At 46.1% G+C, this 22292-nt stretch carries 23 protein-coding genes and 1 tRNA gene; 6 read left to right on the top strand and 18 right to left on the bottom strand.

Annotated elements, in window-relative coordinates:
• The first annotated feature begins 105 nt into the window (after positions 1–105).
• The 4 genes from L3V37_RS12770 to L3V37_RS12755 all read left to right on the top strand — a co-directional run bounded on the left by L3V37_RS12770 (position 106) and on the right by L3V37_RS12755 (position 3896).
• Positions 106–387 carry a YcgL domain-containing protein gene (locus tag L3V37_RS12770; protein WP_005382303.1) on the top strand — a complete coding sequence of 94 codons (282 nt, stop codon included), beginning with the start codon at positions 106–108 and terminating at the stop codon, positions 385–387.
• A gap of 48 nt (positions 388–435) precedes the next feature.
• A complete protein-coding gene (locus tag L3V37_RS12765) occupies positions 436–1407 on the top strand; it encodes a lytic transglycosylase domain-containing protein (protein WP_005388330.1) in 972 nt (323 codons plus the stop codon).
• 87 nt (positions 1408–1494) lie between these two features.
• Positions 1495–2439 (top strand): LysR family transcriptional regulator, encoded by a 945-nt coding sequence (locus L3V37_RS12760; protein ID WP_017634801.1) that lies wholly within the window; start codon positions 1495–1497, stop codon positions 2437–2439.
• Positions 2440–2696: 257 nt separating this feature from the next.
• On the top strand, positions 2697–3896 hold the full coding sequence (locus L3V37_RS12755; protein ID WP_005382298.1) for a NupC/NupG family nucleoside CNT transporter: 1200 nt from the start codon (positions 2697–2699) through the stop codon (positions 3894–3896).
• A gap of 68 nt (positions 3897–3964) precedes the next feature.
• Here the strand turns inward: L3V37_RS12755 and folD are convergent, their stop codons facing one another.
• Positions 3965–4825: a bifunctional methylenetetrahydrofolate dehydrogenase/methenyltetrahydrofolate cyclohydrolase FolD gene (gene folD / locus L3V37_RS12750; RefSeq protein ID WP_005382297.1), complete on the bottom strand. Its 861-nt coding sequence runs from the start codon at positions 4823–4825 to the stop codon at positions 3965–3967.
• Between the two features lie 203 nt (positions 4826–5028).
• Here folD and L3V37_RS12745 point away from each other — a divergent pair.
• Positions 5029–5105 (top strand) — tRNA-Arg (locus tag L3V37_RS12745).
• A gap of 163 nt (positions 5106–5268) precedes the next feature.
• A complete protein-coding gene (locus L3V37_RS12740) occupies positions 5269–6960 on the top strand; it encodes a class I SAM-dependent methyltransferase (RefSeq protein ID WP_005382296.1) in 1692 nt (563 codons plus the stop codon).
• Between the two features lie 94 nt (positions 6961–7054).
• Here the strand turns inward: L3V37_RS12740 and L3V37_RS12735 are convergent, their stop codons facing one another.
• From L3V37_RS12735 to L3V37_RS12655, 17 genes are read right to left on the bottom strand one after another with little or no spacing between them, the layout of a single operon-like run.
• Complete coding sequence (locus L3V37_RS12735) at positions 7055–8278, bottom strand: beta-ketoacyl-ACP synthase (RefSeq protein WP_167415075.1); 1224 nt, start codon at positions 8276–8278, stop codon at positions 7055–7057.
• Complete coding sequence (gene fabG / locus L3V37_RS12730) at positions 8275–9000, bottom strand: 3-oxoacyl-ACP reductase FabG (RefSeq protein ID WP_015296414.1); 726 nt, start codon at positions 8998–9000, stop codon at positions 8275–8277. Before fabG ends, L3V37_RS12735 begins: the two co-directional genes overlap by 4 nt.
• Positions 8997–9461 (bottom strand): hotdog family protein, encoded by a 465-nt coding sequence (locus L3V37_RS12725; RefSeq protein ID WP_167415076.1) that lies wholly within the window; start codon positions 9459–9461, stop codon positions 8997–8999. The genes fabG and L3V37_RS12725 overlap by 4 nt, the downstream gene beginning before the upstream one ends.
• A complete protein-coding gene (locus tag L3V37_RS12720; protein ID WP_167415077.1) occupies positions 9454–10641 on the bottom strand; it encodes a beta-ketoacyl-[acyl-carrier-protein] synthase family protein in 1188 nt (395 codons plus the stop codon). Before L3V37_RS12720 ends, L3V37_RS12725 begins: the two co-directional genes overlap by 8 nt.
• A 20-nt stretch (positions 10642–10661) precedes the next feature.
• A complete protein-coding gene (locus L3V37_RS12715) occupies positions 10662–11273 on the bottom strand; it encodes a DUF3261 domain-containing protein (protein WP_054575211.1) in 612 nt (203 codons plus the stop codon).
• Positions 11270–13612, bottom strand: coding sequence for an MMPL family transporter (locus L3V37_RS12710; RefSeq protein ID WP_206953999.1), 2343 nt, complete (start codon positions 13610–13612; stop codon positions 11270–11272). The genes L3V37_RS12715 and L3V37_RS12710 overlap by 4 nt, the downstream gene beginning before the upstream one ends.
• Positions 13584–14204, bottom strand: coding sequence for an outer membrane lipoprotein carrier protein LolA (locus L3V37_RS12705; RefSeq protein WP_237306446.1), 621 nt, complete (start codon positions 14202–14204; stop codon positions 13584–13586). The genes L3V37_RS12710 and L3V37_RS12705 overlap by 29 nt, the downstream gene beginning before the upstream one ends.
• Positions 14204–14650, bottom strand: a complete 447-nt coding sequence (locus tag L3V37_RS12700; RefSeq protein WP_140369347.1) for a thioesterase family protein — start codon at positions 14648–14650, stop codon at positions 14204–14206. Before L3V37_RS12700 ends, L3V37_RS12705 begins: the two co-directional genes overlap by 1 nt.
• Positions 14650–16203, bottom strand: a complete 1554-nt coding sequence (hutH, locus tag L3V37_RS12695; protein ID WP_167415079.1) for a histidine ammonia-lyase — start codon at positions 16201–16203, stop codon at positions 14650–14652. The genes L3V37_RS12700 and hutH overlap by 1 nt, the downstream gene beginning before the upstream one ends.
• Positions 16187–17893: a glycosyltransferase gene (locus tag L3V37_RS12690; protein ID WP_167415080.1), complete on the bottom strand. Its 1707-nt coding sequence runs from the start codon at positions 17891–17893 to the stop codon at positions 16187–16189. The genes hutH and L3V37_RS12690 overlap by 17 nt, the downstream gene beginning before the upstream one ends.
• Positions 17886–18254 (bottom strand): 3-hydroxyacyl-ACP dehydratase, encoded by a 369-nt coding sequence (locus L3V37_RS12685; RefSeq protein WP_237306427.1) that lies wholly within the window; start codon positions 18252–18254, stop codon positions 17886–17888. Before L3V37_RS12685 ends, L3V37_RS12690 begins: the two co-directional genes overlap by 8 nt.
• 10 nt (positions 18255–18264) lie before the next feature.
• Positions 18265–19665 carry an AMP-binding protein gene (locus L3V37_RS12680; RefSeq protein WP_167415081.1) on the bottom strand — a complete coding sequence of 467 codons (1401 nt, stop codon included), beginning with the start codon at positions 19663–19665 and terminating at the stop codon, positions 18265–18267.
• Between the two features lie 4 nt (positions 19666–19669).
• Complete coding sequence (locus L3V37_RS12675; RefSeq protein ID WP_005382280.1) at positions 19670–20230, bottom strand: hypothetical protein; 561 nt, start codon at positions 20228–20230, stop codon at positions 19670–19672.
• Positions 20230–20487 (bottom strand): acyl carrier protein, encoded by a 258-nt coding sequence (locus tag L3V37_RS12670; RefSeq protein ID WP_005382279.1) that lies wholly within the window; start codon positions 20485–20487, stop codon positions 20230–20232. Before L3V37_RS12670 ends, L3V37_RS12675 begins: the two co-directional genes overlap by 1 nt.
• Positions 20488–20502: 15 nt before the next feature.
• Positions 20503–20763 carry a phosphopantetheine-binding protein gene (locus tag L3V37_RS12665; protein ID WP_005382278.1) on the bottom strand — a complete coding sequence of 87 codons (261 nt, stop codon included), beginning with the start codon at positions 20761–20763 and terminating at the stop codon, positions 20503–20505.
• 13 nt (positions 20764–20776) lie between these two features.
• Positions 20777–21544 carry a 1-acyl-sn-glycerol-3-phosphate acyltransferase gene (locus tag L3V37_RS12660; RefSeq protein WP_005388305.1) on the bottom strand — a complete coding sequence of 256 codons (768 nt, stop codon included), beginning with the start codon at positions 21542–21544 and terminating at the stop codon, positions 20777–20779.
• Positions 21541–22269: a beta-ketoacyl synthase chain length factor gene (locus tag L3V37_RS12655; RefSeq protein WP_167415082.1), complete on the bottom strand. Its 729-nt coding sequence runs from the start codon at positions 22267–22269 to the stop codon at positions 21541–21543. The genes L3V37_RS12660 and L3V37_RS12655 overlap by 4 nt, the downstream gene beginning before the upstream one ends.
• Positions 22270–22292 lie beyond the last annotated feature (23 nt).

The following is a 22292-nucleotide window of genomic DNA, read 5'->3' as shown; positions in this document are numbered from 1 at the left end:
GCAAATAGGTGAATTAATCTCAAATTTGCTATTAAGTTTGCGAGAATTTGACGTTTACAACCTAATCCGCACTCAACGCGGCTAAATCAGCATAAAAGGCGTGTCATGCTTTGTTCTATTTATAAAAGCTCGAAAAAAGAAGGTACTTATCTCTATATTCCGAAAAAGGATGATTTTTCACAGGTTCCTGACACCTTAATGCAGATGTTCGGTAAGCCTATCGCTGTCATGACGATTAAACTTGATGGCCGTAAATTGGCACAAGTTGATATCGAAAAAGTGAAGGCTTCATTACAAAATGATGGCTTCTTTCTTCAGGTTCCACCGCCGCCGGAGAACCTATTAGAAAAGTACAAAGAACAAAAAGCCCAGCAGAAAGGCGAATAACGTCATCGTTTTTCATCTGGGATTTCTGCCTTGCTCAAGGAGGGCAATATGAAAAAAATACTGGCTACCATGCTTAGCGTTGGTATGTGTACCTCGGCTTTTGCAAGTAGCGAGGGTTTTGATGAATACTTGAATAAGCTGCGTGCTGAAGCTCGTGATAAAGGTATCTCAGAGCAGGTCATTAGTGCTGCTTTTGCTAATGTTGAGTACAAGCCCCGAGCAGTAAAAGCGGACCGAAACCAACCAGAAAAGAAACTGACATTGGATGAGTACATTCCTCGCGCGGTGCCTGAATGGAAGGTGAAGCAAGCCAGACAACTCTACAAAGAGCATTACACCGAGCTAAAGCGTATAGGCGATGAGTACGGTGTCCACCCGCGCTTTATTGTGGCACTTTGGGGAGTTGAAAGTAACTTTGGTAAGTTTACCGGCAACTTTAAAGTGATTGATGCACTATCCACAATGGCATTTGAAGGCCGTCGTGAAGAGTTTTTCCGTAAAGAGACTATGTCGGCACTTCAGATCCTCGATCAAGGCCATATTGAGCTAGAGAACTTTAAAGGCTCATGGGCTGGTGCGATGGGTCAATGCCAGTTTATGCCAAGCTCTTTCCTTCGTTTTGCTGCTGACGGCAACGGTGATGGTAAAAAAGACATATGGCAATCTGAAGCGGACGTGTTTGCATCAACCGCTAACTATTTGAGCAAGTCTGGTTGGGATGATAAATATACTTGGGGTCGCCAAGTTAAGGTTCCTAAAAATATTGATCGCAGCCTGGAAGGGCGCACGGCTGAAAAAGGCAAATACCTTCAAGAGTGGAGCCAATTAGGTATCACAAAATATGACGGTAGCCCGTTGCCAAAACTGGATGAAGACATCAAAGCATGGTTGATCATGCCGGACGACGAGAATGGTCGTACGTATCTGGTTTACAATAACTACAACGTATTGATGAAGTGGAACCGCTCTTACTACTTCGCACTTGCTGTGAGCCACTTGGCTGACCGCATTAAATACTGATCTGCCACAAACAATTCGGCATCCAGTCTTCAATACAAGGGCTCTTCGGAGCCCTTTGTTTTTTCTATAACCAAATCGAGGTAAAGCGTGTTATCTGAACGTGCCGCACAAATGGTGATTTTCTCCGCTCTTCTTAAACATAAAAGCTTCACAGCTGCTGCAAAGAGCTTAGGCGTGTCGGTGTCTCATGTGAGTAAACAGTTGAGTCAGTTAGAAGCGTCTCTTGGTATCAAGCTTGTTCAACGCACTACGCGAAGCTTTACGCCGACTGAGGCAGGGAAAACCTTTTTTCATCACTGCGAGCAAGTGGTACAAGCGGTGAGCAGCGCCACATTAGAGATGGAAACCCAGCGGGATGAAGTAGCAGGTTTGGTACGTCTTGGGTTGTCGCAATCATTTGGTACCTTACACATTATTCCAGCGATTCAAGAGTTACGCGAACTGTATCCTCAACTTCAAGTGGAAGTACATCTGTTTGACTATAAGGTCGATATGTTAGCCGAAGGGCTCGATTTATGGGTAACCAACAACGAGCATTTGCCTGAAGGTTACATTGCGCAGCGTTTGACGGATTGCCAGTTTGTTGTTGCGGCATCACCAGATTACTTATTGAAACATGACACGCCAACAGAACCGGATGACCTATCTGCTCACAACTGCCTCATATACAGAAGCTGGGAGCGTGACTATACGGGGTGGGCGTTTACCAAAGATCAGCAAGAATTGAACGTAAAAGTCTCGGGTAACTATTCAGTGGATCTGGCAGAAGCCGTTCGGGATGCGGCTATTGCAGGTTGGGGTATTGCCTACCTTGCCACTTACTTGCTGGGTGATGAGTTCAGAACGGGTAAGTTAATACAGCTGTTACCTGACTGGAAAGCCAGCCAGTCGATGCCGTTTTATGCGGTATACCCAAGCCGCCAGCATATGCCAAAAAAAATATCCGCAGTGATTAACTTTATCAAACAGAAGATCGGCAACCCTTGTCATTGGGACCAACGTTTGGCGCCTTACATCTCTATTCCTAAATAACAGGATCAATGACGTTGTAGAACGACACATAAGGTGATTCACTTCACAAAAATTTTTCCTGAACCAGAAACATATTTTCCATATGGAAATAATTAAAATAAGCAAACGTTTATCTTCAATAAATTCAATTGGTTATTTTGTTGGTCAGTTATTGGTCGCTTAAACTTTTCACACTGTTAACATCCTCAACTTGCAGCATTTTGAGTCCGCTATACAATCCGGTGCCTTCCATATCCCCCTTCTGTCGGATTCATTTTATGAACTCAATTATTGGTATCGTAGCCATACTATTCCTAGCATGGCTACTTTCTACAAATAGAAAAAATATAAAGCTGAGAACGGTGTCGTTTGCGTTTGCTTTGCAGGTACTGTTTGCGTTGTTGGTTTTATATGTACCAGCAGGACGAGATGCGCTGAATTCAGTGAGCAGTGTTGTGTCGAATTTGATCAACTATGGTCAAGAGGGCATTGCGTTTTTATTCGGTAATTTGGCGACAGGGGGCTTCACCTTTGCGATCAATGTTCTGGGTATCATCGTTTTCTTCTCCTCTCTTATCTCAGGTCTTTATCACATTGGTGTGATGCCAAAAATCATTAACTTTATCGGTGGTGGTATTCAAAAGCTGCTGGGTATCGGTCGTGCTGAGTCTTTGTCTGCTACGGCGAATATCTTTGTTGGCACCATTGAAGCACCATTAATGGTAAAGCCTTACCTAAAACACATGACTGACTCGCAGTTCTTTGCAGTTATGACAGGTGGTTTAGCGTCAGTTGCTGGCGGAACGTTGGTTGGTTATGCATCACTGGGTGTCGACCTCAACTATCTTATTGCTGCTGCATTTATGTCGGCACCTGCCGGCTTGTTGATGGCAAAAATTTTAATGCCAGAAGATACGGATAAAGCAGCAGATATCGACATTAGCCAAGTTGAAATTCCACGTGCAACCAACGTAGTAGAGGCATTAGCCGATGGTGCCATGGCGGGTGTACGCATTGCTGTATCGGTCGGTGGTACGTTACTGGCGTTTATTAGTGTCATTGCAATGCTAAACGGTATGTTAGGTTGGATAGGTGATCTGATTGGGACACCATTAAGTTTTGAGCTCATCCTAGGTTTTGTGTTTGCGCCAGTCGCTTGGTTGTTGGGTATACCATGGCAAGAAGCAACCACAGCAGGCTCGCTGATTGGTAACAAGATCGTGGTGAATGAGTTCGTCGCTTTCATCCAGCTTGCAGAAGTGAAGTCTCAACTTAGTGAACACTCACAAGCAATCGTGACGTTTGCTTTGTGTGGCTTTGCAAATATCTCAAGCATGGCGATGCTGATTGGTGGGTTGGGCTCTTTGGTACCAGAAAAGCGTGCATTTGTTTCTAAGCATGGTTTCCGTGCGATTATCGCTGGTGTCATGGCGAACTTAATGAGCGCTTCTATTGCGGGCGTGATTTTAAGTCTGTAATTGAAATAGATATCAACAATTAGCAAAAAGGCTCCTTGCGGAGCCTTTTTCGTATCTGAAGTTTTACGTTATTTGTCTGTGTGGAACTGTTCGCAAGCGAGCATCGTGTTCTCAATTAAACTTGCGACGGTCATTGGGCCAACGCCACCAGGAACAGGAGTAATAAAGCTCGCACTTTCACGTGCTTTGTCGTATTCCACGTCACCAACTAGTTTGCCTGAATCAAGACGGTTAATACCGACATCGACCACCACTGCGCCTTTTTTAATCCACTCACCAGGGATGAAGTTAGGCTTACCAACCGCAACCACGACAACGTCAGCTTGACGCACATGACTCTCTAGGTCTTTGGTAAAACGGTGACATGTTGTTGTTGTGCAGCCCGCTAGCAGCAGCTCAAGTGTCATTGGACGACCAACAATGTTTGATGCACCAACCACAACCGCATGTTTACCACGTAGCTCAATGTTGTAACGGTCGAGTAGGGTAATTATGCCCTTTGGCGTGCAAGAGCGAAGCTTTGGAATACGCTGCGCAAGACGACCAACGTTGTAAGGATGGAAGCCATCCACGTCCTTCTCTGGGTGAATGCGCTCTAAAACATGTGTTGTGTCTATGCCCGCAGGAAGGGGTAATTGCACTAGAATGCCGTCAATTTCATCATCGTTGTTTAATTCATCAATCAGCGCTAGTAACTCTTCTTCTGAGCTAGACGCAGGAAGGTCAAAAGACTTAGAAACAAACCCAACTTCTTCACATGCGCGGCGTTTGCTACCGACATAAACCTGAGAAGCAGGATCTTCACCAACTAGAACCACTGCTAAACCAGGAGCACGTAGCCCAGCTTCAACACGTGCTTTAACACGTGCAGCCACTTCGGATCGAACAGTTTGGGAAATGAGAGTTCCGTCTATATTTTGAGCAGTCATGACTTTCCTTATAAATTAAGAAGGCAGATTATCTGCGGCGCATTGTCGCAGAATTTCTTATTAACATCCATACGCAAACGTTTGCTTTGTGGTGTTTTTGAACATTAAGCGTTTTAATGGACTTTTTTTAGGCATTCAGATCAGAATGTTATGAAAACCCGTTGATTTACCCGTTTGAACTCGTATAATCCTGTCCCTGTAGCGCGCCCTTAGCTCAGCTGGATAGAGCACGTCCCTTCTAAGGATGTGGTCATTGGTTCGAATCCAATAGGGCGTGCCATTTATTCAAAAGCCCCGATAACTCTTTGAGTTGTCGGGGCTTTGTCGTTTTTAGGTTTTTGGCTGTAATTGCCACTCTATCTACAACTTTTGAATGGCATTCTAGCCATTGCAATTTCTAGCAATTAATATGGACGCATATTAATTACCTTTCGTTAACCTTTATGCCTGCCACTTCTAACTTTTATGACCGACACGCCGACTCTTTCGCGAAGCAATACACATCGATCCAGTTTGAGGATGTCCACGCGAGTTGGAGAGTCTTCTGGCCCCAGGCTGGAGATCGTGTGTTAGATGTTGGCGCGGGCTCTGGTCGAGACGCGAAATGGATGGCTGAGCATGGGTGTGAAGTTGTTGCGATTGAGCCTGCTCAAGCACTTCTAAGGCTTGGTAAGTCTTACTGTGGCGATTCCGTTACTTGGCTTGAAGATGCATTACCTAAGCTTGAGAAAACCATTAATCTTGGCTTTCGCTTCGATTTAATTCTTGTCAGTGCGGTATGGATGCATCTTGCGCCTACGCACCGTGAACGTGCATTTCGCAAACTTGCAAATTTGTTAGCGCCTAATGGTCGATTGGTGATTAGCCTTCGTCACGGTGACTTTTCTGACGGTCGTAAAGCTTATCCCGTATCGGTTGAAGAGCTCGAAAAGTTTGCAAAGAATAGCGCTTTAATGGTGAGAAACGTATCTCTCGATGACGATCAGTTAAAGCGAACGGGTGTATCTTGGCAAACTGTAGTGATGTCTTTGCCTGATGATGGTTCCGGTGATCTGAATAAGGTTCGCCACATTATCGTCAATGATTCCAAATCGGCTACCTATAAGCTCGCACTACTACGTACTTTACTACGTATTGCAGACGCTCATTCTGGTGCAGTGGTTGATCGCAGCGAAGGTAAAGTTGCAATCCCATTAGGATTAGTTGGCTTATATTGGATTCGTCAATTTAAGCGTTTAATCGATAAAGAGAACATCCAGCAAAGCTCGAACTCGTCTAAAGGGCTAGGTTTTATAAAGCCCGATGGCTGGGGCAGACTTTCCCATTTAAGTCCTGATGATCTTGCTATAGGCACGACATTTTTTGGTGAAGATGCAGTGGCGCTTGATAAAGCGATAAAAGACAGCTTAAAAACCATAAAAGATGGTCCCGTCACTTTTACCTATCAAGGTGATAAATCAAACCCTTACTTTGAAATGATTCGTTCAGCTAAGAAGCCAAAACGTTCAATTGTTGTGGATAGCGAGTTCCTCGAAGGTTATGGGCTGTTTGTGTTGGATGAAAGCCTTTGGGATTGTTTTCGATTGTATAACTCTTGGATTGAGCCGCTGGTGGTCAACCAATGGATTATGGAAATGCAACGATTTCGGTCTAATCAAGAGCGGGGTATTCCACTGCAAACGTATCATGATTGTTTGGTCTGGATTGATAAAGACCATGATACGCGAGTCGTGCGAAAGAGAATTGAACAGTTGAAGCTCAGCCATTGCGACATTGTCAGTGTATGGAGTGGAAGCAAATTACGAAATGAGTATCACGTTGATCACTGTTTGCCATTTGCTTATTGGCCCAACAATGATAAGTGGAACTTACTACCAACATCTAAGGTTGAAAACCTAAACAAGCGTGATCGTATTCCTGCTAGCTATCGATTAAACGCATCCAAGCCGCGAATTTTGGATTGGTGGCAGTTAGCTTGGGGAGAGACGGATAATTTGAGTCGGACGTTTTTTACCGAGGCTTCATTGTCGCTACCTAATGTGCCTGCATCTTGTCAAGATTTTGAGCATGTCTTTGAAGCGATGGGATTACAAATTCGTGGTGTTAAAAGTCGCCTTTGTATCGCGGAATGGTAATGTCTTGTTTGCCGTTACAGCGTGATATATGAACCTGATAGGCAACCAACAAAAAAGCGCTGGTTAACCAGCGCTTTTGCATTTACTAAGGGCATTACATCTTTTTAAAGATGATGGAGGTGTTGATGCCGCCAAAGGCGAAGTTGTTACTCATCAAATATTTCACGTCCAGCTCTCGACCTTGTCCGGCGATGTAGTCTAAATCACCACATTGCTCGTCGAGGTTTTCTAGGTTGAGCGTTGGGTTAAACCAACCTGTGTGCATCATTTCTAAACCTAGCCACGCTTCAATCGCGCCACAGGCGCCTAGTGTGTGGCCAAAGTAGCTCTTGAGTGAACTGATTGGCACTTTGCCCAGAGCATTCGCTGTTGCGTTGCTTTCCGCAATATCGCCGCGGTCGGTGGCAGTGCCGTGAGCAGATACATAGTCGATCTTCTCAGAAGGAATGCCCGCGTTTTGCAAAGCCATTTCCATACAGATTTGCATGGTTTCCATCTGTGGTTGAGTGACGTGTGCGGCATCGCAGTTGCTGGCAAAACCGATGATTTCTGCATAGATTTTCGCGCCACGAGCGACGGCGTGTTCGTACTCTTCCAGAACCAGTGTTCCCGCACCTTCACCAATCACCAAACCATCGCGATCGGAGTCATAAGGTCTTGGTGTGCTTTTCGGGTCTTCATTCTTCAGACTGGTGGCAAAAAGGGTATCGAAGACAGCGGATTCCGTTGGGCACAATTCTTCAGCGCCACCAGCAACCATTACCGTTTGGTAGCCATGTTTGATCGCTTCGTAGGCGTAGCCGATTGCTTGGCTGCCAGAGGTACATGCACTGCTGGTTGGGATCACTCGGCCTTTCAAACCGAAAAATAGACCAACGTTCACTGCTGTGGTATGCGGCATCATCTGCACGTAAGTCGTTGCGGTGATCGCTTTGGTGGTTTTCTCATTCAGCATGACACCAAATGCACCGATTGCATCAGTACTGCCTGTTGATGAGCCGTATGCGATACCCGTTTGACCATTGGTGAGTACGTCGTTACCAATCAAACCTGCTTGGCTCAGTGCGTTTTCTGTTGCGACGGTCGCCAATTTGGAAACACGCCCCATGCCGCGTACTTGCTTGCGCTTGTAGTGCTTTGGCAGTTCAAAGTCTAAAATTGGTGCCGCGAGCTTGGTGTTCAAACCATCATACTGTTCGTAAGAAGGCATGTATTGCGTCGCGTTCTGGCAGTCACGCAGTTTTGGCTCGACAGATTGCCAATCGTTACCAAACGCAGTCACGCCCGACATTCCGGTTACAACGACTCGACGGTTCATACTAGGCCTCCGTTTACCGAAATGACTTGGCGAGTTACATAACCTGCGATGTCAGACATGAGGTAACTGACTAAACCAGCGACTTCTTCTGGTTCTCCCATGCGGCGTAAAGGAATTTGCGGCATCGCGTGTTCTTTTACGTGTTCGTCTACCATGCCTGTGTCGATAAGTCCCGGTGCAACGCAGTTAACGGTGATTTTGCGTTTTGCCAGTTCAAGTGCGAGTGATTTTGTCGCACCAATTACGCCCGCTTTTGCTGCGCTGTAGTTGGTTTGACCACGGTTACCCATTAGGCCAGAGACTGATGCAAGGGTAACAATTCGACCACCTTTACGCTTTTGCACCATTGGCATAACACAAGGGTGAAGAACGTTGTAGAAGCTATCTAGGTTGGTATGAATCACACCATCCCATTCTTCTTCAGTCATCGCAGGGAAAGCGGTATCTTTTGTGATGCCAGCGTTGTTCACGACGCCATAGTAAGCGCCGTGTTCGGCGATATCGGCCTCTAGTTTCTCTCGGCAATCTGCGCGGTCACTGATGTCGAATTGGATAAGACGACCGTTACCACCATGCTGTTCGATGGTGTCTAGGGTATCTTGCGCGCCTTGTTGATCACCCATGTAATGGACAATGATTTGGAAACCATCTTTGGCTAATTGAACGGCAATGGCTTTACCGATGCCTTTGCTGGCACCTGTAACGAGGACTTGTCGGGTCATTGTTGACTCCTGATTTTCATTTCTTGTAATTTTTCTTCTGATGGAACGTAAACGTTCAATTGGCAAGTCGCTACAACAGTTCCTTGTAGCTCAATACGGGCAGAAAATACCGCCATACCGTTATCTTCCATGACTTTTTCGGCATACACATCGAGCATTTGTCCGCGAGAAAACGCATCGTATTCAGACGTGTATCGACGGCTACCAAGCAAAAAGCCAATCGGTGGCGCTTGTTCTTTCATTAATGCGTGGTAACCAGACCACGCCGCGACAGATTGCGCCATAAACTCAATGCCAACGTAAGCTGGCACGGTGTGTGATACCAAGTCGAAGAACGGGTTGTGTTCTGCGATATCAACCTGGCAGTGAATCGTATCTTGTTGAACATCCAAAGCACGATCAACCAAAATCATTGGTTTGTCGTGTGGCAAAAGTTGTTCGATGGGAGGAAGTTTAGTCATGAGCGTAACCAAAAATAAGACTAATATTGTTGCCACCAAAAGCAAAAGAGTTGCTGAGAATCGCTTTGTTACCCAGTTTGGTTGGCGTCTCAACTAACGATATATGGATATCGTCTGCTTTGGTTTCGCAGTGTTGTATTGGCAAATCAAGGTTGTACTTGAGAATATGCCAAGCGATCGCGGCTTCCGTTGCACTTGCTGCGCCTAATGTGTGTCCGGTAAGTGGCTTTGTCGAGCTTACGGGAACGGAGTCTCCAAAGCAGCGATGAATGGCTTTGCTTTCCATCGCATCGTTTAACGGCGTTGCTGTGCCATGCGCGTTGATGTAACCAATGTCTTGCACTGTAAGTCCTGCATTGGCCAACGCTTTTCTCATCGCTTCTTCTGCGCCTAACCCTTCTGGATGTGGTGCGGAAATATGGTGTGCGTCTGAGCTGTCGCCAGCTCCGAGAAGAGCAACGGGCGCAGGTGTTTTGCTTAGCAACATTAATGCTGCGGCTTCACCGATATTGATGCCGTTGCGATGTTGGTCAAACGGCTTACAAAGGGTATCGGATAGAGCTTCTAAACCGTTAAAGCCGTTTAGTGTGAGGCGACAAATGGTATCCACACCACCCACAATAACCGCATCAACAATGCCAGAGCGAATCAGGCGTTGTGCGGTTAAAAAGACACGGCCACTAGAAGAACAGGCGGTTGAAACTGAGTAATGTGGGCCGCTCAAATCAAAGTAGGCGGCAATAAAATCGCTGCAGTTGCCAAGCTCTTGTTTGGTGTAATGGTAGTCGACAGGAAAATTACCCTTTGCCAGCTTTTCACCAAATGCGATTTCGCCATCTGAAATGCCAGATGTGCTGGTGCCGATCACGACTGCGATACGGTCACGACCATATTTAGCCATGGCGTCACGCACGTCGCCTTCGATTTGCAGCAAAGCCGAAAGTGCGAGGCGGTTGTTTCTCGTATCAAACTGGCTGAGTGCGGTCGGTAATTGCGGTAACGTCTGTGCAATTCGACCGATTACTGTTTGGCGGCCTGAATTTAAAATATCTTGGTCAACCACCATGTTGGATGGCTTCGCTCCCGATAAACACTGGTGGATGAGCGCGTCATCTTGTCCCATGGCAGAGTGAAAGCCACAGGCCTGAATATACAAAGGTTGAGAAGAGCGAATAGGCATATTGTTATTCTAAATTGTTCTTAGTTAATCTGATGTTGCAGTGTTTGAATAGAAATTGAAAACTGATGTTTGAGGTGATGAAAATCAATCTTACCCTCTAACTTGTTAGAAGAGCTGTATTGAATCTCAATGATCTTTTCACCGTCGCTATCAAAGATGGCGCGAGAATTATTTTTATCAATAATTCGCCACCTTACCTCATTTAACGATCCTTCCCAAGCGGAACTCGGCCAGAGCGTGATCATCAGGTTAAATAATACCTGTTCTGGCTGCGGTAGCGAACCTTGTAAACCATTGAGCACTTCGGTTTGAATTTGTTCTCCATCGTAAGACAGTGAGAGTACTCTTGTCCCCCAGGATGAGAAGCCTGCCAGCACCACTTCGTTGTTGGTCACTTGCAGTTGTACCGGAAGTTGCTCAGATGTGGTTTTACCATCTATTGCCCAAGAAGCCGTAATTAACTGACTGGCAGACAACTGATAGCCCAAGCTTGCGGGAGTGGGTAAGCTAACTTGGGTGTGCTCGGCAATGTCGACCTGAGGCGTCGATTGGTGAGGGACCAAGCTGCATGCACTTAAAAACAGGCTCAGTGCGAATAACGTCGCGCAGCGAAAGGCGTGATTGAAAATCATGACGTCGTTTCCTCTGTTTTAATTGCAATCGGAGAGAGCAGCCAAGCGACAAAAATACCACTTAACACCGTAATGCCGAAACTGTGAATCGCGTGAGTTTGGCTGAGTGACAGCAACCCAAATGACAACACAGTGGTCATTGCCGAAAGGGTGATCGCTAATAGTGTGCTCACACTGCGGGCTTTCTCGGCAAAGAACAGAGTGTAATCGATCCCGATACCAAGAATGAGCACCAAGCCAAGCAAGTTGAACAGGTTTAATGTTGTTCCCATCGCGACAGCAGTTGCAAGACCGCAGGCGCAAGCAATCAATGATGGCAGTAAAACTCGCCAACTGTGTTGCAGACCGTACCGCTTGATTAATACCAGAAAGATCACAGCACTGGCGGCTGCCAATAGCTCCATGATTTTGATTCGGTATTCACCAAATAGGGCGGATATTTCTTCAGCTTTGTTTAGGTAAACAACATCAGACTGTGATTTGGCAAATGCCTTAACAACAGCGGAGTCTTGCAATTGGTTTAACACCACAACCGTTGCCGATTTTTCATTAATTTTACCCAAATGAAGAAAACGTACAGGCGCTGATACCGGGTTTTGCAAGTACTGTTCAACCGTAACAGGGATAAAGTCGGCGTCCATTTTGGGCTTTTTACTTAAGCCCAACCCGGAAGTAAGTGGGCTGGATTGTGTCGCGTAAAGATCGCGAATCAATTGATAGTCTTGTTGCTGACGTTCCACTGAGCTCAAGTAGCGGCTCAGGCTCTGGTAGCTTTCGATGGTGCTTTCCGCTTTCCACGCTTCTAAAGTTGGTGTCAAAGACTCCAGCTTTTTCATTAGGCTTTCGTCATCGTCGGCGGTAACGACCAACATTTGCTGCGAAGATTGCATGCCACTGAGCGTCGTAATCAAGGTTTCTTGCTGCTTGAGATCTTTCGGCATCGTTTGCAGCAGACGAATGTCGTCATCGTAGTTCAATTGCAGCAAGAAAAAGCCACTCGCAACCACACATAACATCGGTAATCCGACTTTAATTCGAGGTTGATTCCAAAGCGTTAACCATTTCGCCAACAGTGATTGTCCTGGTAAGTTCGAAATGGATCGCGATGGGTTACGAGCCAGTATCGGATACCAAGCCACCACAGTGATGTAAGCAGCAATCAGACCAAGGGATGAAAACAGCGCAAGCTGCTGCAAACCTGGAAACGGTGCCACTAACATGCCCAAATAGCCGATCAAACTGGTGATTAAGCCAAGTGTGATAGCTATGAAAATATGCTTTAATCCTTGCTCGCTATCCCATTCATTTCCCGCCGCAAGACGTTCGGTTAGGTAGTGGAATGCGTAGTCGATAGACACGCCGATTAAACTTGCGCCAAACACTAAACTGAACAGATGGACTTTTCCAAAAATCCACGTCGTAACGGACAAAGCAACGAGCAAACCAATGGTGATGGAAAGCAGTGCCAGAGACAGTGGCATCACACTACGAAAGACCAACACGAGCAATGCAATGATACCGAGCAGAGAGAACACACCGATGGTACTGATCTCCGATTTGGCACTTTGCGTACCAAAGTCGGCGTAAAATAGAACGCCAGTATGTGCCACTTTAGCGCCATATTTCTGCGCGACGCTCTGTTCTAGCGCTTGAATGTCAGGGACGGCAAGCTGCCCAGTTAGGCTATAAGGCGAGTCTTTTAGCTCAGCAGTAATAAGCAAGTATTGAGCACCGTCTTTTTCGACGGACAGATAGCCGTTATCCAATCGGAAAGAGGACGATTGCTGGGTAACTTGGCTTAAATAATCACGAAATAGCAAGAAAGGATCATTTTGTAACTCTTGCCCAGTCACTCCAGAAAACGGGTTGTACAGAGACTGAATCACATGCTGCACTTGCTGTTCTGGATTTTTGCTTAAACGCTCTCGTTGTTCAGGCGTCAGCAATTGGAAACGGTGCTTAAAGTAGTAACTCGCCCAAGCTTGCTGCTCTTGAGGTGAGATTTTTCCCACCACATCGCGAAAATGATTACTTTGTCGTAACCCCTTATCAAATTCAGTGGCCGCTGCAAAAAGGGCATTTTTGTCCGGCGCTGTGATCACGAAAATGACTTTGTCGCTCATACTTGCCGAGACCGACTCAAAGGCTTGCTCAGCCACTGGGTTTTGTTGGTTCTTCGGCAACAGTTTTAAAATGTTGGTCTCAATCGGAGATTCTGCGCTCCAAACCCATTGTTTGAGTAGCAACGCGCCCGCTAAAACAACGAGATTGAGCCAAACCAGAGCAAAGGTATGAGTGCCAAGACTGAGTTTAGAAACGGAATTGAGCGTCTTCGGCATCCGTGAGTTCCTGAGGTAGAGAGGTCTGGTTCGTAAACGTGATTTCGGTCTTATCGCCACGCAGCTCTTGTAGGGTTAGGCGATCAATGTGCGTTTTACCGGAAAGAGTGATGGATTGAAACACCGCATTTAATGGCGACTGTTTTGGCACTAAAACGAGCTGCCATTGATTGTTCTCAACTGAAAAATCGAGTGTGAATTGTTCTTGCAGTGCAGAAGTATCCCCGTGGAACACGGATAAAAACACATGGCTAAAGTAGAACGCCATTGGGTTTTCTTCAGCAGAAATCGTTTTCGGAGCTTGGTCGGCAAAAGTCTGACGAAGTTTGTTTTCCGTCAATACCAAATTGACTGCGAAAGGTTCAGTTTGTTGCCACAACAAGCCATGTGTTTTGCTCAGTGTGAACTGACCTTTAGAGGTTAAAGGTTGACTAAACATTTCCAGATGACGCTGCTGCGTAAAATATCCGCGTACGATTTCATGCTGAGACAGCTGCTGTTGAAGCGATGCCAAATCCGTTACGTTTGCTGTCGGTGTGGCCAGTGCTGGAACAGAAAATATCAACAAAAAAGAGAGTAACCACTTTTGCATTAGTTCAGGCTCCCATGGTTGTGCCATTGCTCTACTTTATCTAAAAAGACTGCTGGAGAAACAAAGCACATCTCTTGCTTTTCAATGGATACGGCGACTTGCGTTGTATGCGCTTTGCACATACGTTGATTCGTTTCGGCGTCGTAAATCACGTAATCCACACGCAAGCGGTTTTCCCATTCCGTGAGTTGCGCGGTAATGCGAATGGTGTGATTAAACGGAATCGCCTTGACGTATTTAACGCGCGTGTCGATGATCGGCCACATATACCCAGAGTCTTGCATATCGCGATAGCTGTATTGGATCTTCTCCATCAGCACACGACGCGCTTCTTCAAAATATCGAAAGAAGTTGCCGTGATAAATCACGCCCATCGGGTCAGCATCTTGGAATGAGGTGACCATAGTCACCTCCGCTTCTAATGGGTAGAAAACCTGCTCTTGCATTATACCTCCGCGTAGAGTGGCCAATGACGTTGCTGAATGCGTTCAATGAAATGGCGCAAATCTTGTTCCAATGGGCGATCTTCAATCACAAATTCAAACTCGCTCAGTACTGCGTCACGAATTACTCGCAAACTCTGACTCATGTGGTGTTCGTCCAATTCGTTATGACGACGACGAATCTCAACCGCTTGAACGCTTGCTAGGAGTGAAGCCGCAGCAACTTGCTCTGTTAACTCAAGTACGCGTAGGCAATCACGAGCCGCGATGGTACCCATGCTCACTTTGTCTTGGTTGTGACACTCGGTTGAGCGAGAAAAAACGCTCGCTGGCATGGTGTTTTTCAACGCTTCGGCCGTCCAAGCTGAGATACCAATCTGAACCGCTTTAAAGCCGTGGTTGATCGGTTTACGCTCGCCTTCTGCACCGGTTAAGTTAAACGGCAGGCCGTTATTGAACTTGTAATCCATCAGTTGCGCCATCTGACGGTCCAGCAAATCAGCTAAGTTGGCAATGTTCACTTTCAACGTATCCATCGCCATTGCGATATGACCACCGTAGAAGTGACCGCCGTGCAGAACGCGCTCGTTGTCGCCATCGATGATTGGATTGTCGTTGGCACTATTTAGTTCATTCTCAATCAATTGACGTAGCCAAGGCAGTGAGTCTTGCACCATGCCAATCACGTGTGGCGCACAACGCAGCGAGTAACGATCTTGCAGTCGGTCGCTATTGCGTGGCGGACGTTCAGCATTGAGATCATCACGCAGCCAAGCCGCAACTTGCTGTTGACCAGGGTGAGGTTTTACCGCAAACAACGCTTCATCAAAGTGGAAGTCATTACCTTGCATACCCACAGAGACCATCGCGGTAATCTTGGTGCACAGCTGCGTTAGGTATTCTGCGCGTTTGTAGGCAAGACAGGCGAGGGCAGTCATCACGGATGTACCGTTCATTAACGCCAAACCTTCTTTTGGTTTTAGGCGAATTGGCTCAATGCCCAGCTCTGCAAACACTTCTTGTGTTGGTCGCACATCGCCTTTGTAAAGCACTTCACGCTCGCCAATTAAGGTCGCTGCTAGGTAAGACAGAGGCGTTAAATCGCCACTTGCGCCCACAGAGCCTTCTTGTGGAATACGCGGCGCAATATCGTGATTGATAAGCGTAACGATTTGGTTCAACAGACCGTGAGACACGCCAGATACGCCTTGCGACAATGAACATAAACGTGTCGCCAACACCGCACGAGCTTGCTCATGAGAAAGGATTTGACCTAAGCCACAGCCATGGAAGCGCGTAAGGTGCAACGGAAGTTCATCCACAAGAGCAGGTGGAATCGCCACAGTGCATGAATCGCCGTAACCCGTGGTCACGCCGTAAATAACGCCTTCTTCTTTCAGTAATCGTTCCAGAAACGCCACGCCACGATCAATTTTCGCGGTAAATTCTGGCGAGGTGTTCATGTGTGCCTTTGCACCTTGAGCAATGGCAACGACATCTTCGATGGTTAAAGATTGGGCACCAAAAGTGATGTTGTGATTATTGTTGTTTGTCATGTGGCTGATTACTTAAAGTCCAGAAGTTAAAAAAGTTGTACCACTGTAACGGCGCTTGCAGTGTGTGGTGTTCTAATCTTTGTGCGTACTGTTGAACAACGTGTTCTAGTGCCTGCTGACGTTCCTTGCGCGGTAGCGTGATTTGGTCACTAAAGTGTTCAAAGTACACATTAAAATGCGGAGTGTTTGCTTCATCGTCGCGTAGGCCGAAGAGTAGATAAACCGGCGCTTTTAATACCGAGGCCAGCATGAATGGGCCTTGCGGAAATGGCGCTGGTTTACCAAGAAAATCTGCCCAAACGACACGATTTTCTTTGCTGGTAGAAGTGCGATCGCCAACGATCACCACCCATTCGCCTTGCTCGATTTTTTGTTGAAGCAGAATCGCGGTGTCTGGTCCCATTGAGCTGACTTGAATCAAATTCAGTTCCGAGTTTGGGTTTACCGCCTTCATTACCGCATTAAATTGTTCAGCGTGTTGGGTAAATACCAAGGCATTGATTTTGACATGAGAGTGTCGACGACCAAGCGCGCGGCAGAGTTCGATATTGCCAAGGTGCGAGCCTAATATGAGCACGCCTTGTTTTTTCTGCGCCATCTCTTCGAAATGATGTTGGCCGTGAATGGTTAGGTTGTCGACATTAAAGTCACCTTGCCATGCTGCCAGTTTGTCGAGCATGGTACGCCCAAAAGAAAGCAGATGATGATAGCTGTCCAACTGTTTTGGCAGTGCGATGTTCTGCTGCGCTGCGTAGCGCTGCAAGTTTTGCAGGTAAATCTCAGACGCTTCACGGGCAGATTTACCCGTGAAGTGGTAGTAGCGCATGACTAATTTTAAAATCAGGTCAAACGCTTTTCTGCCGAACAAGCGGTAAACCGCGAGCAAGGTTTTGATGCCTAAAATCGTGCCTTGTTCTTTTCGTTTCGACCAGTGGGCATTGCTGTCGTCTGTGTGACTGCGCTTTCTGGCGAGTAGCGAAGGAATGCGCGGCAACATGCCAAAAAATAGGCGAGTGTGCATCCAGCTTATCTTGATGTTGTCCCACAATGCGTCGAAGTGGGAAATGCCACCTTCAGGGTAGATCACGCGCGTTGGAACAAAATCAATGTCGACGCCTTCCCAATACATTCGCACTAGAATTTCGATATCAAAATCCATGCGTTTGCCGATGCTGTACTTGTTCAACACGGCGACCGTTTTCGCCACTGGGTAGGCGCGAAAACCGCACATGCTGTCTTTGATAGACAGTGACAAGGTTTCTATCCACACCCAAACGTGTGTAGCGTAGCGACCATACAAACGGGATTTGGGTACGCTCTCGTCGTATATCGGTTGGCCCGAAATCAGGTTATCTGGTTTTGTTTCGCTGGCGCTGAGCAATTTCGGCAATGCTTCTAGGTCGTGCTGACCATCTGCGTCGATTTGAATGGTGTGCGTAAAACCAAGTTGGTGAGCTTGATGTAGGCCTGCCATCACCGCGCCACCTTTGCCTTGGTTTTCACTCAAACTAATCAGTTTTATCAGCCCTTGCTCACTCAACGCTGAAAGTGCTTGTTTGGTGTCTTCATTGCTGCCGTCGTCCACGACAAGCACTGGCAAATCGAAAGAGGATAACGACGCAACCACGTCTGCAATTGTGCTGCCGTGGTTGTAGCAAGGAATTAAAAAGCAGGGACGGTAATCACTCACGTGACTCACCCAGTTTCATTTTGCCTGAAGAGTGAGTCACCAAGGTTTCACCGTTTTTCGATATGTACTTAAAGGCCAATTTCTCGCGCTCATTGTCCCAAGAGAGTGAGAGACAAACGTCGGCGTTTGGCAGAATCGGCTCTTGAAACTTGATGACTTCCATTCCTTTAAATACCTTGGGAGTGTTCAAATATTGAACGGCGTAGAACAACGCCCAGTCAATTTGAGTGACGCCGGGTAAAAGAGGAAAGTCACTGAAATGACCTTGGAAATCTAAGATGTCAGCATCCACACGCAGCGAAAGCTCTGCGGTGTGGTCACTCACTTCAATATTCTGAATGGTTGGTTTTCTTTTATCCATGTTACTAGCTTTATTGGAATAGTTTTTCAATTTCAGCAACTTGGCGTTTGCCTTGGCTGTTCAATGGAATTTCGGCGACCACTCGGAATTTTCTCGGGATAGCGATCGGTTCTAGCCAATTGCGCAGTGCCTTGCGAAGCTCAAGCCAAAATTTGCCTTTACCAAGTTCATTAAGCACATCGCTGCCTTTATCGTTAAGTACGATGATCGAGACTAACGTGAGGCGACCAGATTCTTCCATTGGGATCACCACGCTTTCTTGAACCCACGGCAATTGCTCTAAACGTTTTTCCACTTCGACAAGGGAAATACGCTTTTCTTCGACTTTGACGATTCGATCAGTGCGTCCACGCAATTCAAAAGAAATACTATCATGGAAATAGCATTCATCCGCAGTTTGGTACCAAGTGTTTTCATCAATGTGTGGCGAGCGGAGCTTTAAACAATTTTCATGGTTAAGCTCGGCTTCAACACCAGGGAATAACGTCCAGGGAGTACTGGCTTCGTGCTGCTGACGGTAAGCAATGCCGCCGGTTTCTGTGCTGCCAAAAACTTCAATAGGAAGTGACCCAAACAACTGCTGGCTGTGCTGCGCCGCTTGGTTTGGCAAGGGGCCACCAGAAGAAAATACGCACCGAATCGCAACCGGATTGTGCTCTTCACTGAGTCGTTTTAGTAACGCAGGGCTGCTTACTAGCGTGGTGTCAGCATCAGCGTGATGGACAATTTGCTCTGGGAACTCTAGGTTGTGTGCTGAAAATGGACGTGCAGAGCACAAAGGCCACAATACGCGGAACAGCAAGCCGTAAATGTGTTGATGAGAAACGGTGCTTTCAACGCGTGTGTTGGCAACTGTGTCGCCCCACAGGTTATCTAGAATAGCAACTTCGATATCAAGCTGTTTCAGCGTTTTTGCAATGGCTTTTGGTGTGCCGCTTGAACCCGAAGTAAATAGCGTTACTGGTATTTCCGCCAGGTTTAATTCACGCCAAAAATAAGGTTGTTTGGCCTCTGGCTCGTTAATCACGGTGGTTTCTAGCAATGATTGAGCTTCGATCAAAAGCGAGCTCACGAGTTCTGGAGCCGAGACATCGGCATCATGCAGCAACAAATCGTAGTGCTCACTGAGCTCTTTGAGTGCTTCTGGTTGGTAATTACCAGGTAATACAATGGATTTTCCTGCATAACAACAAGCAAAAAAGCCAACGGCAAACAGGTAGCTGCTGCCAAAACACAACGCAATGTTTTGCGTTGGTTGGGTTTCTAACTGCTGAGCAAGTGTTGCGACGTGCTGCTGGAAATCACCCCACGTGATAACCGTGTCGCGATCGTAAGAGACAGGGGATTGCTCAGACCTCTCTGCGATGAACAAGGTCGCTAGGGAGGTAAAGCTCGAATACGTTGTATTCATACGATTAGTGTTCCTTTCGAACAAATTGACGCACGATCCATTCTCCAGCGAACAAGCCACCAGCAAGTAAGTAGCTGATAAGGCCGTTATAAAGCGTCCATATTTTTACTGGTAGGAAACAGGTATAGAGTGCAACGGCAGCGTTGAGCGTAAAAAAGGCGCACCAAACCACCGTCACTTTGCGAGTGTAAGCCACGCCACTAGCCGGAAGGTCGGGTTCTTGCAAGCGAGCAAGCCTCTCTATGATCGATTGCGGCTGTTTTAAGCTCAGTCCAAATACACACAGCATACATAAATTGACAACGACAGGGTAAAACTGAAGCCACCCGTGTTGTTTAAACACCATGCCAAGTGTAATTAGAACAATGCCAACAGCGCCCGTAGCGAGCGCCAAGAATTTAAACTCTTTTAGTGGGGTCTTATTTGCGACGAAAACACGCAAAAGTAACGCAGCAATTAACAAGCCCCCAACTAAGTTCAAGCCAAATTTATCTATACCGAAATAGACGGCGAAGGGGTAGGCAAGCAGTACAATTGCAGACAGACCAGTCAGCAATTGGCGCATTAACTTTCCTTCAATAACTCAGTAACAGCGTTAACCACATCGTCAACGGTTCTTACTGCACTAAACTCTGCTGGCTTGATTTTTTTGCCAGTGACATTCTGTAGGTGTACGACCAAATCAACGGCGTCAATGCTATCAAGATCGAGATCTTGGTATAAGTGCGCATCTGATTGAATGTCGGCTGCGTCAATTTCGAACAGCTCAACAAGCGCATCTTTAACTTGTTCAAATACTTGATCTTTATTTACATCAGTCATGAATATACCTACAACTTATTCATTAGTTTGAGAAGAAACGTATTTCGCTAGATTTGCTACAGACGCAAAGTGTTCGCGCGTATTTGAGTCGTCGGCATCAATAACGATGTTGTATTGTTTTTTTATTGCGAGTCCAAGCTCAAGCGCGTCGATAGAATCTAAGCCAAGTCCATCACCAAAAAGTGGTGCATCCGTTTCAATATCATCTACGGTTAAATCTTCAAGGTTTAAAGCATCAATAATAAGTTGCTTAATGTCGTTGTGTAACTGTTCCACTGGGACCTGCTTATTAATAAAAGTTTTCTGGAAAAATGTTTTCAGCTAGGTGCTGTTGTAAGCGTCGCGCCGCTATTGTCGGCGACGTAGTTTGCTTTATAAAGGGGGTAATCTCAACTTTATCCTTAACTTCAACCCTGAAAAAGGGCTTTGTTGCCGGTACTTGATACCATTTTTTCTCTTTTGTGAGGAAACTTGGTGTTACCGTAATATGGACCACCCTTAAATCTCGCTCTGTTCTTACCGCAATTTGTGCTGCACCGCGTTGTAATTTCGGCTCTACACCTGGTGTTGTTCTTGTTCCTTCAGGAAATATAAGCAACACGTTGCCTTTGTTAAATCGTTCATCACAGAGTGCTAATAAATCATCCGGTGCTTCATTGGGAATATATCCGGCTGCTTTTACGATGTGCTTCATAAAAGGATTCGACCATATTGCCGATTTTACTAAACAGTCGCAGCGATTTAATTGTGAAGCAATGAGAACGTAATCGATTAAACTAGGGTGGTTGGCAACAATTAAACAATTACGATCTTGTTGAAGAATATCGGCACCAATAATTTGATAATCGATTGCGCCACTTAGCTTCATCAATTTACAAAATGTGTTGAATGAATATCGAATCGCACCCTGAACTTTATATTCGCGTTCCGTTTGGTCTGAAACAAAAATACGAATGGTCGGAATAACAATGAAACTCAGTACTAAACCACCTAACCCAAATACTGAAAAACAAAAGCCTGTTGCTAGCACACGCCAATACTGATTTAAGCGAGTCATTTTTTGTGCCATTCCCAAGCTTGTTGCGGAGCGAAAATAGTCCACTGGCTTTTATCTAACAAGTATTGTTGCAAAAATACTAAACCTTGAGGAAGAGGATGACCGGAACGTTCTGCGTTTATGGAGCTTTGTATCGCGAACTTGTCTCCATGAGAAAGTATCAAGCCAAGTCCAAACCCTTTGTATTGTTGGTTTTCATATTCTAAGTAAGAGTCAGGCATAGGCTCATCAAAATCAACAAGCAGTACTTTTTTGTCAGGATTGTCGGACAAAAACAGCCATGCTTCTAATATTGCGCTTTGGAATGTGTTTTCTGCCGCAGCGATAGAAGTTAGGGGAATGGGTTGTTTAGTTGCGATAGTGGCAAGCCCTGCGGCGGTATTGTGCACCGATTGAGAAAAAGCCATCGGAGACGCCTCTTCTCCATTAATTATATCTTCAACTAGTGCGACGCTGCGATGCAGTTCACCATGACGGCTTGAAAATACAAGGTAATCAACTTGATGTTGATTAAGCATTTCGATTGCAGTTTGTACCGCCAGTTTACTGAGTGGGCTCATTCTTCTGCGCATCATCGCAGGAATATTTGCAACATTGATTTTGCCATCTTCTGGCCATTTTATCTCTGTTGCCCATTGTTTCCATTCATTGGATTCGGATAAACCGAATGAATTCGCTGTCCACGCATCAATATTGAACGAAATGTTGATCTTCGAGTTTGGCATATTGGGTTAAATTGTTTATTTTA

The sequence above is a fragment of the Vibrio sp. D54 genome, from assembly GCF_021728075.1.
GTDB lineage: Bacteria > Pseudomonadota > Gammaproteobacteria > Enterobacterales > Vibrionaceae > Vibrio > Vibrio alginolyticus.
Note: the sequence above shows the minus strand (reverse complement) of the source record. Positions and strands in the feature narration are given on the sequence as shown.

Excerpts from the sequence above, each read along its gene's own strand:
- L3V37_RS12770 (WP_005382303.1), top strand. The coding sequence starts at position 106 with ATGCTTTGTTCTATTTATAAAAGCTCGAAAAAAGAAGGTACTTATCTC.
- L3V37_RS12765 (WP_005388330.1), top strand. The coding sequence starts at position 436 with ATGAAAAAAATACTGGCTACCATGCTTAGCGTTGGTATGTGTACCTCG.
- L3V37_RS12755 (WP_005382298.1), top strand. The coding sequence starts at position 2,697 with ATGAACTCAATTATTGGTATCGTAGCCATACTATTCCTAGCATGGCTA.
- folD (WP_005382297.1), bottom strand. The coding sequence starts at position 4,825 with ATGACTGCTCAAAATATAGACGGAACTCTCATTTCCCAAACTGTTCGA.
- L3V37_RS12740 (WP_005382296.1), top strand. The coding sequence starts at position 5,269 with ATGCCTGCCACTTCTAACTTTTATGACCGACACGCCGACTCTTTCGCG.
- L3V37_RS12735 (WP_167415075.1), bottom strand. The coding sequence starts at position 8,278 with ATGAACCGTCGAGTCGTTGTAACCGGAATGTCGGGCGTGACTGCGTTT.
- fabG (WP_015296414.1), bottom strand. The coding sequence starts at position 9,000 with ATGACCCGACAAGTCCTCGTTACAGGTGCCAGCAAAGGCATCGGTAAA.
- L3V37_RS12725 (WP_167415076.1), bottom strand. The coding sequence starts at position 9,461 with ATGACTAAACTTCCTCCCATCGAACAACTTTTGCCACACGACAAACCA.
- L3V37_RS12720 (WP_167415077.1), bottom strand. The coding sequence starts at position 10,641 with ATGCCTATTCGCTCTTCTCAACCTTTGTATATTCAGGCCTGTGGCTTT.
- L3V37_RS12715 (WP_054575211.1), bottom strand. The coding sequence starts at position 11,273 with ATGATTTTCAATCACGCCTTTCGCTGCGCGACGTTATTCGCACTGAGC.
- L3V37_RS12710 (WP_206953999.1), bottom strand. The coding sequence starts at position 13,612 with ATGCCGAAGACGCTCAATTCCGTTTCTAAACTCAGTCTTGGCACTCAT.
- L3V37_RS12705 (WP_237306446.1), bottom strand. The coding sequence starts at position 14,204 with ATGCAAAAGTGGTTACTCTCTTTTTTGTTGATATTTTCTGTTCCAGCA.
- L3V37_RS12700 (WP_140369347.1), bottom strand. The coding sequence starts at position 14,650 with ATGCAAGAGCAGGTTTTCTACCCATTAGAAGCGGAGGTGACTATGGTC.
- hutH (WP_167415079.1), bottom strand. The coding sequence starts at position 16,203 with ATGACAAACAACAATAATCACAACATCACTTTTGGTGCCCAATCTTTA.
- L3V37_RS12685 (WP_237306427.1), bottom strand. The coding sequence starts at position 18,254 with ATGGATAAAAGAAAACCAACCATTCAGAATATTGAAGTGAGTGACCAC.
- L3V37_RS12680 (WP_167415081.1), bottom strand. The coding sequence starts at position 19,665 with ATGAATACAACGTATTCGAGCTTTACCTCCCTAGCGACCTTGTTCATC.
- L3V37_RS12675 (WP_005382280.1), bottom strand. The coding sequence starts at position 20,230 with ATGCGCCAATTGCTGACTGGTCTGTCTGCAATTGTACTGCTTGCCTAC.
- L3V37_RS12670 (WP_005382279.1), bottom strand. The coding sequence starts at position 20,487 with ATGACTGATGTAAATAAAGATCAAGTATTTGAACAAGTTAAAGATGCG.
- L3V37_RS12660 (WP_005388305.1), bottom strand. The coding sequence starts at position 21,544 with ATGACTCGCTTAAATCAGTATTGGCGTGTGCTAGCAACAGGCTTTTGT.
- L3V37_RS12655 (WP_167415082.1), bottom strand. The coding sequence starts at position 22,269 with ATGCCAAACTCGAAGATCAACATTTCGTTCAATATTGATGCGTGGACA.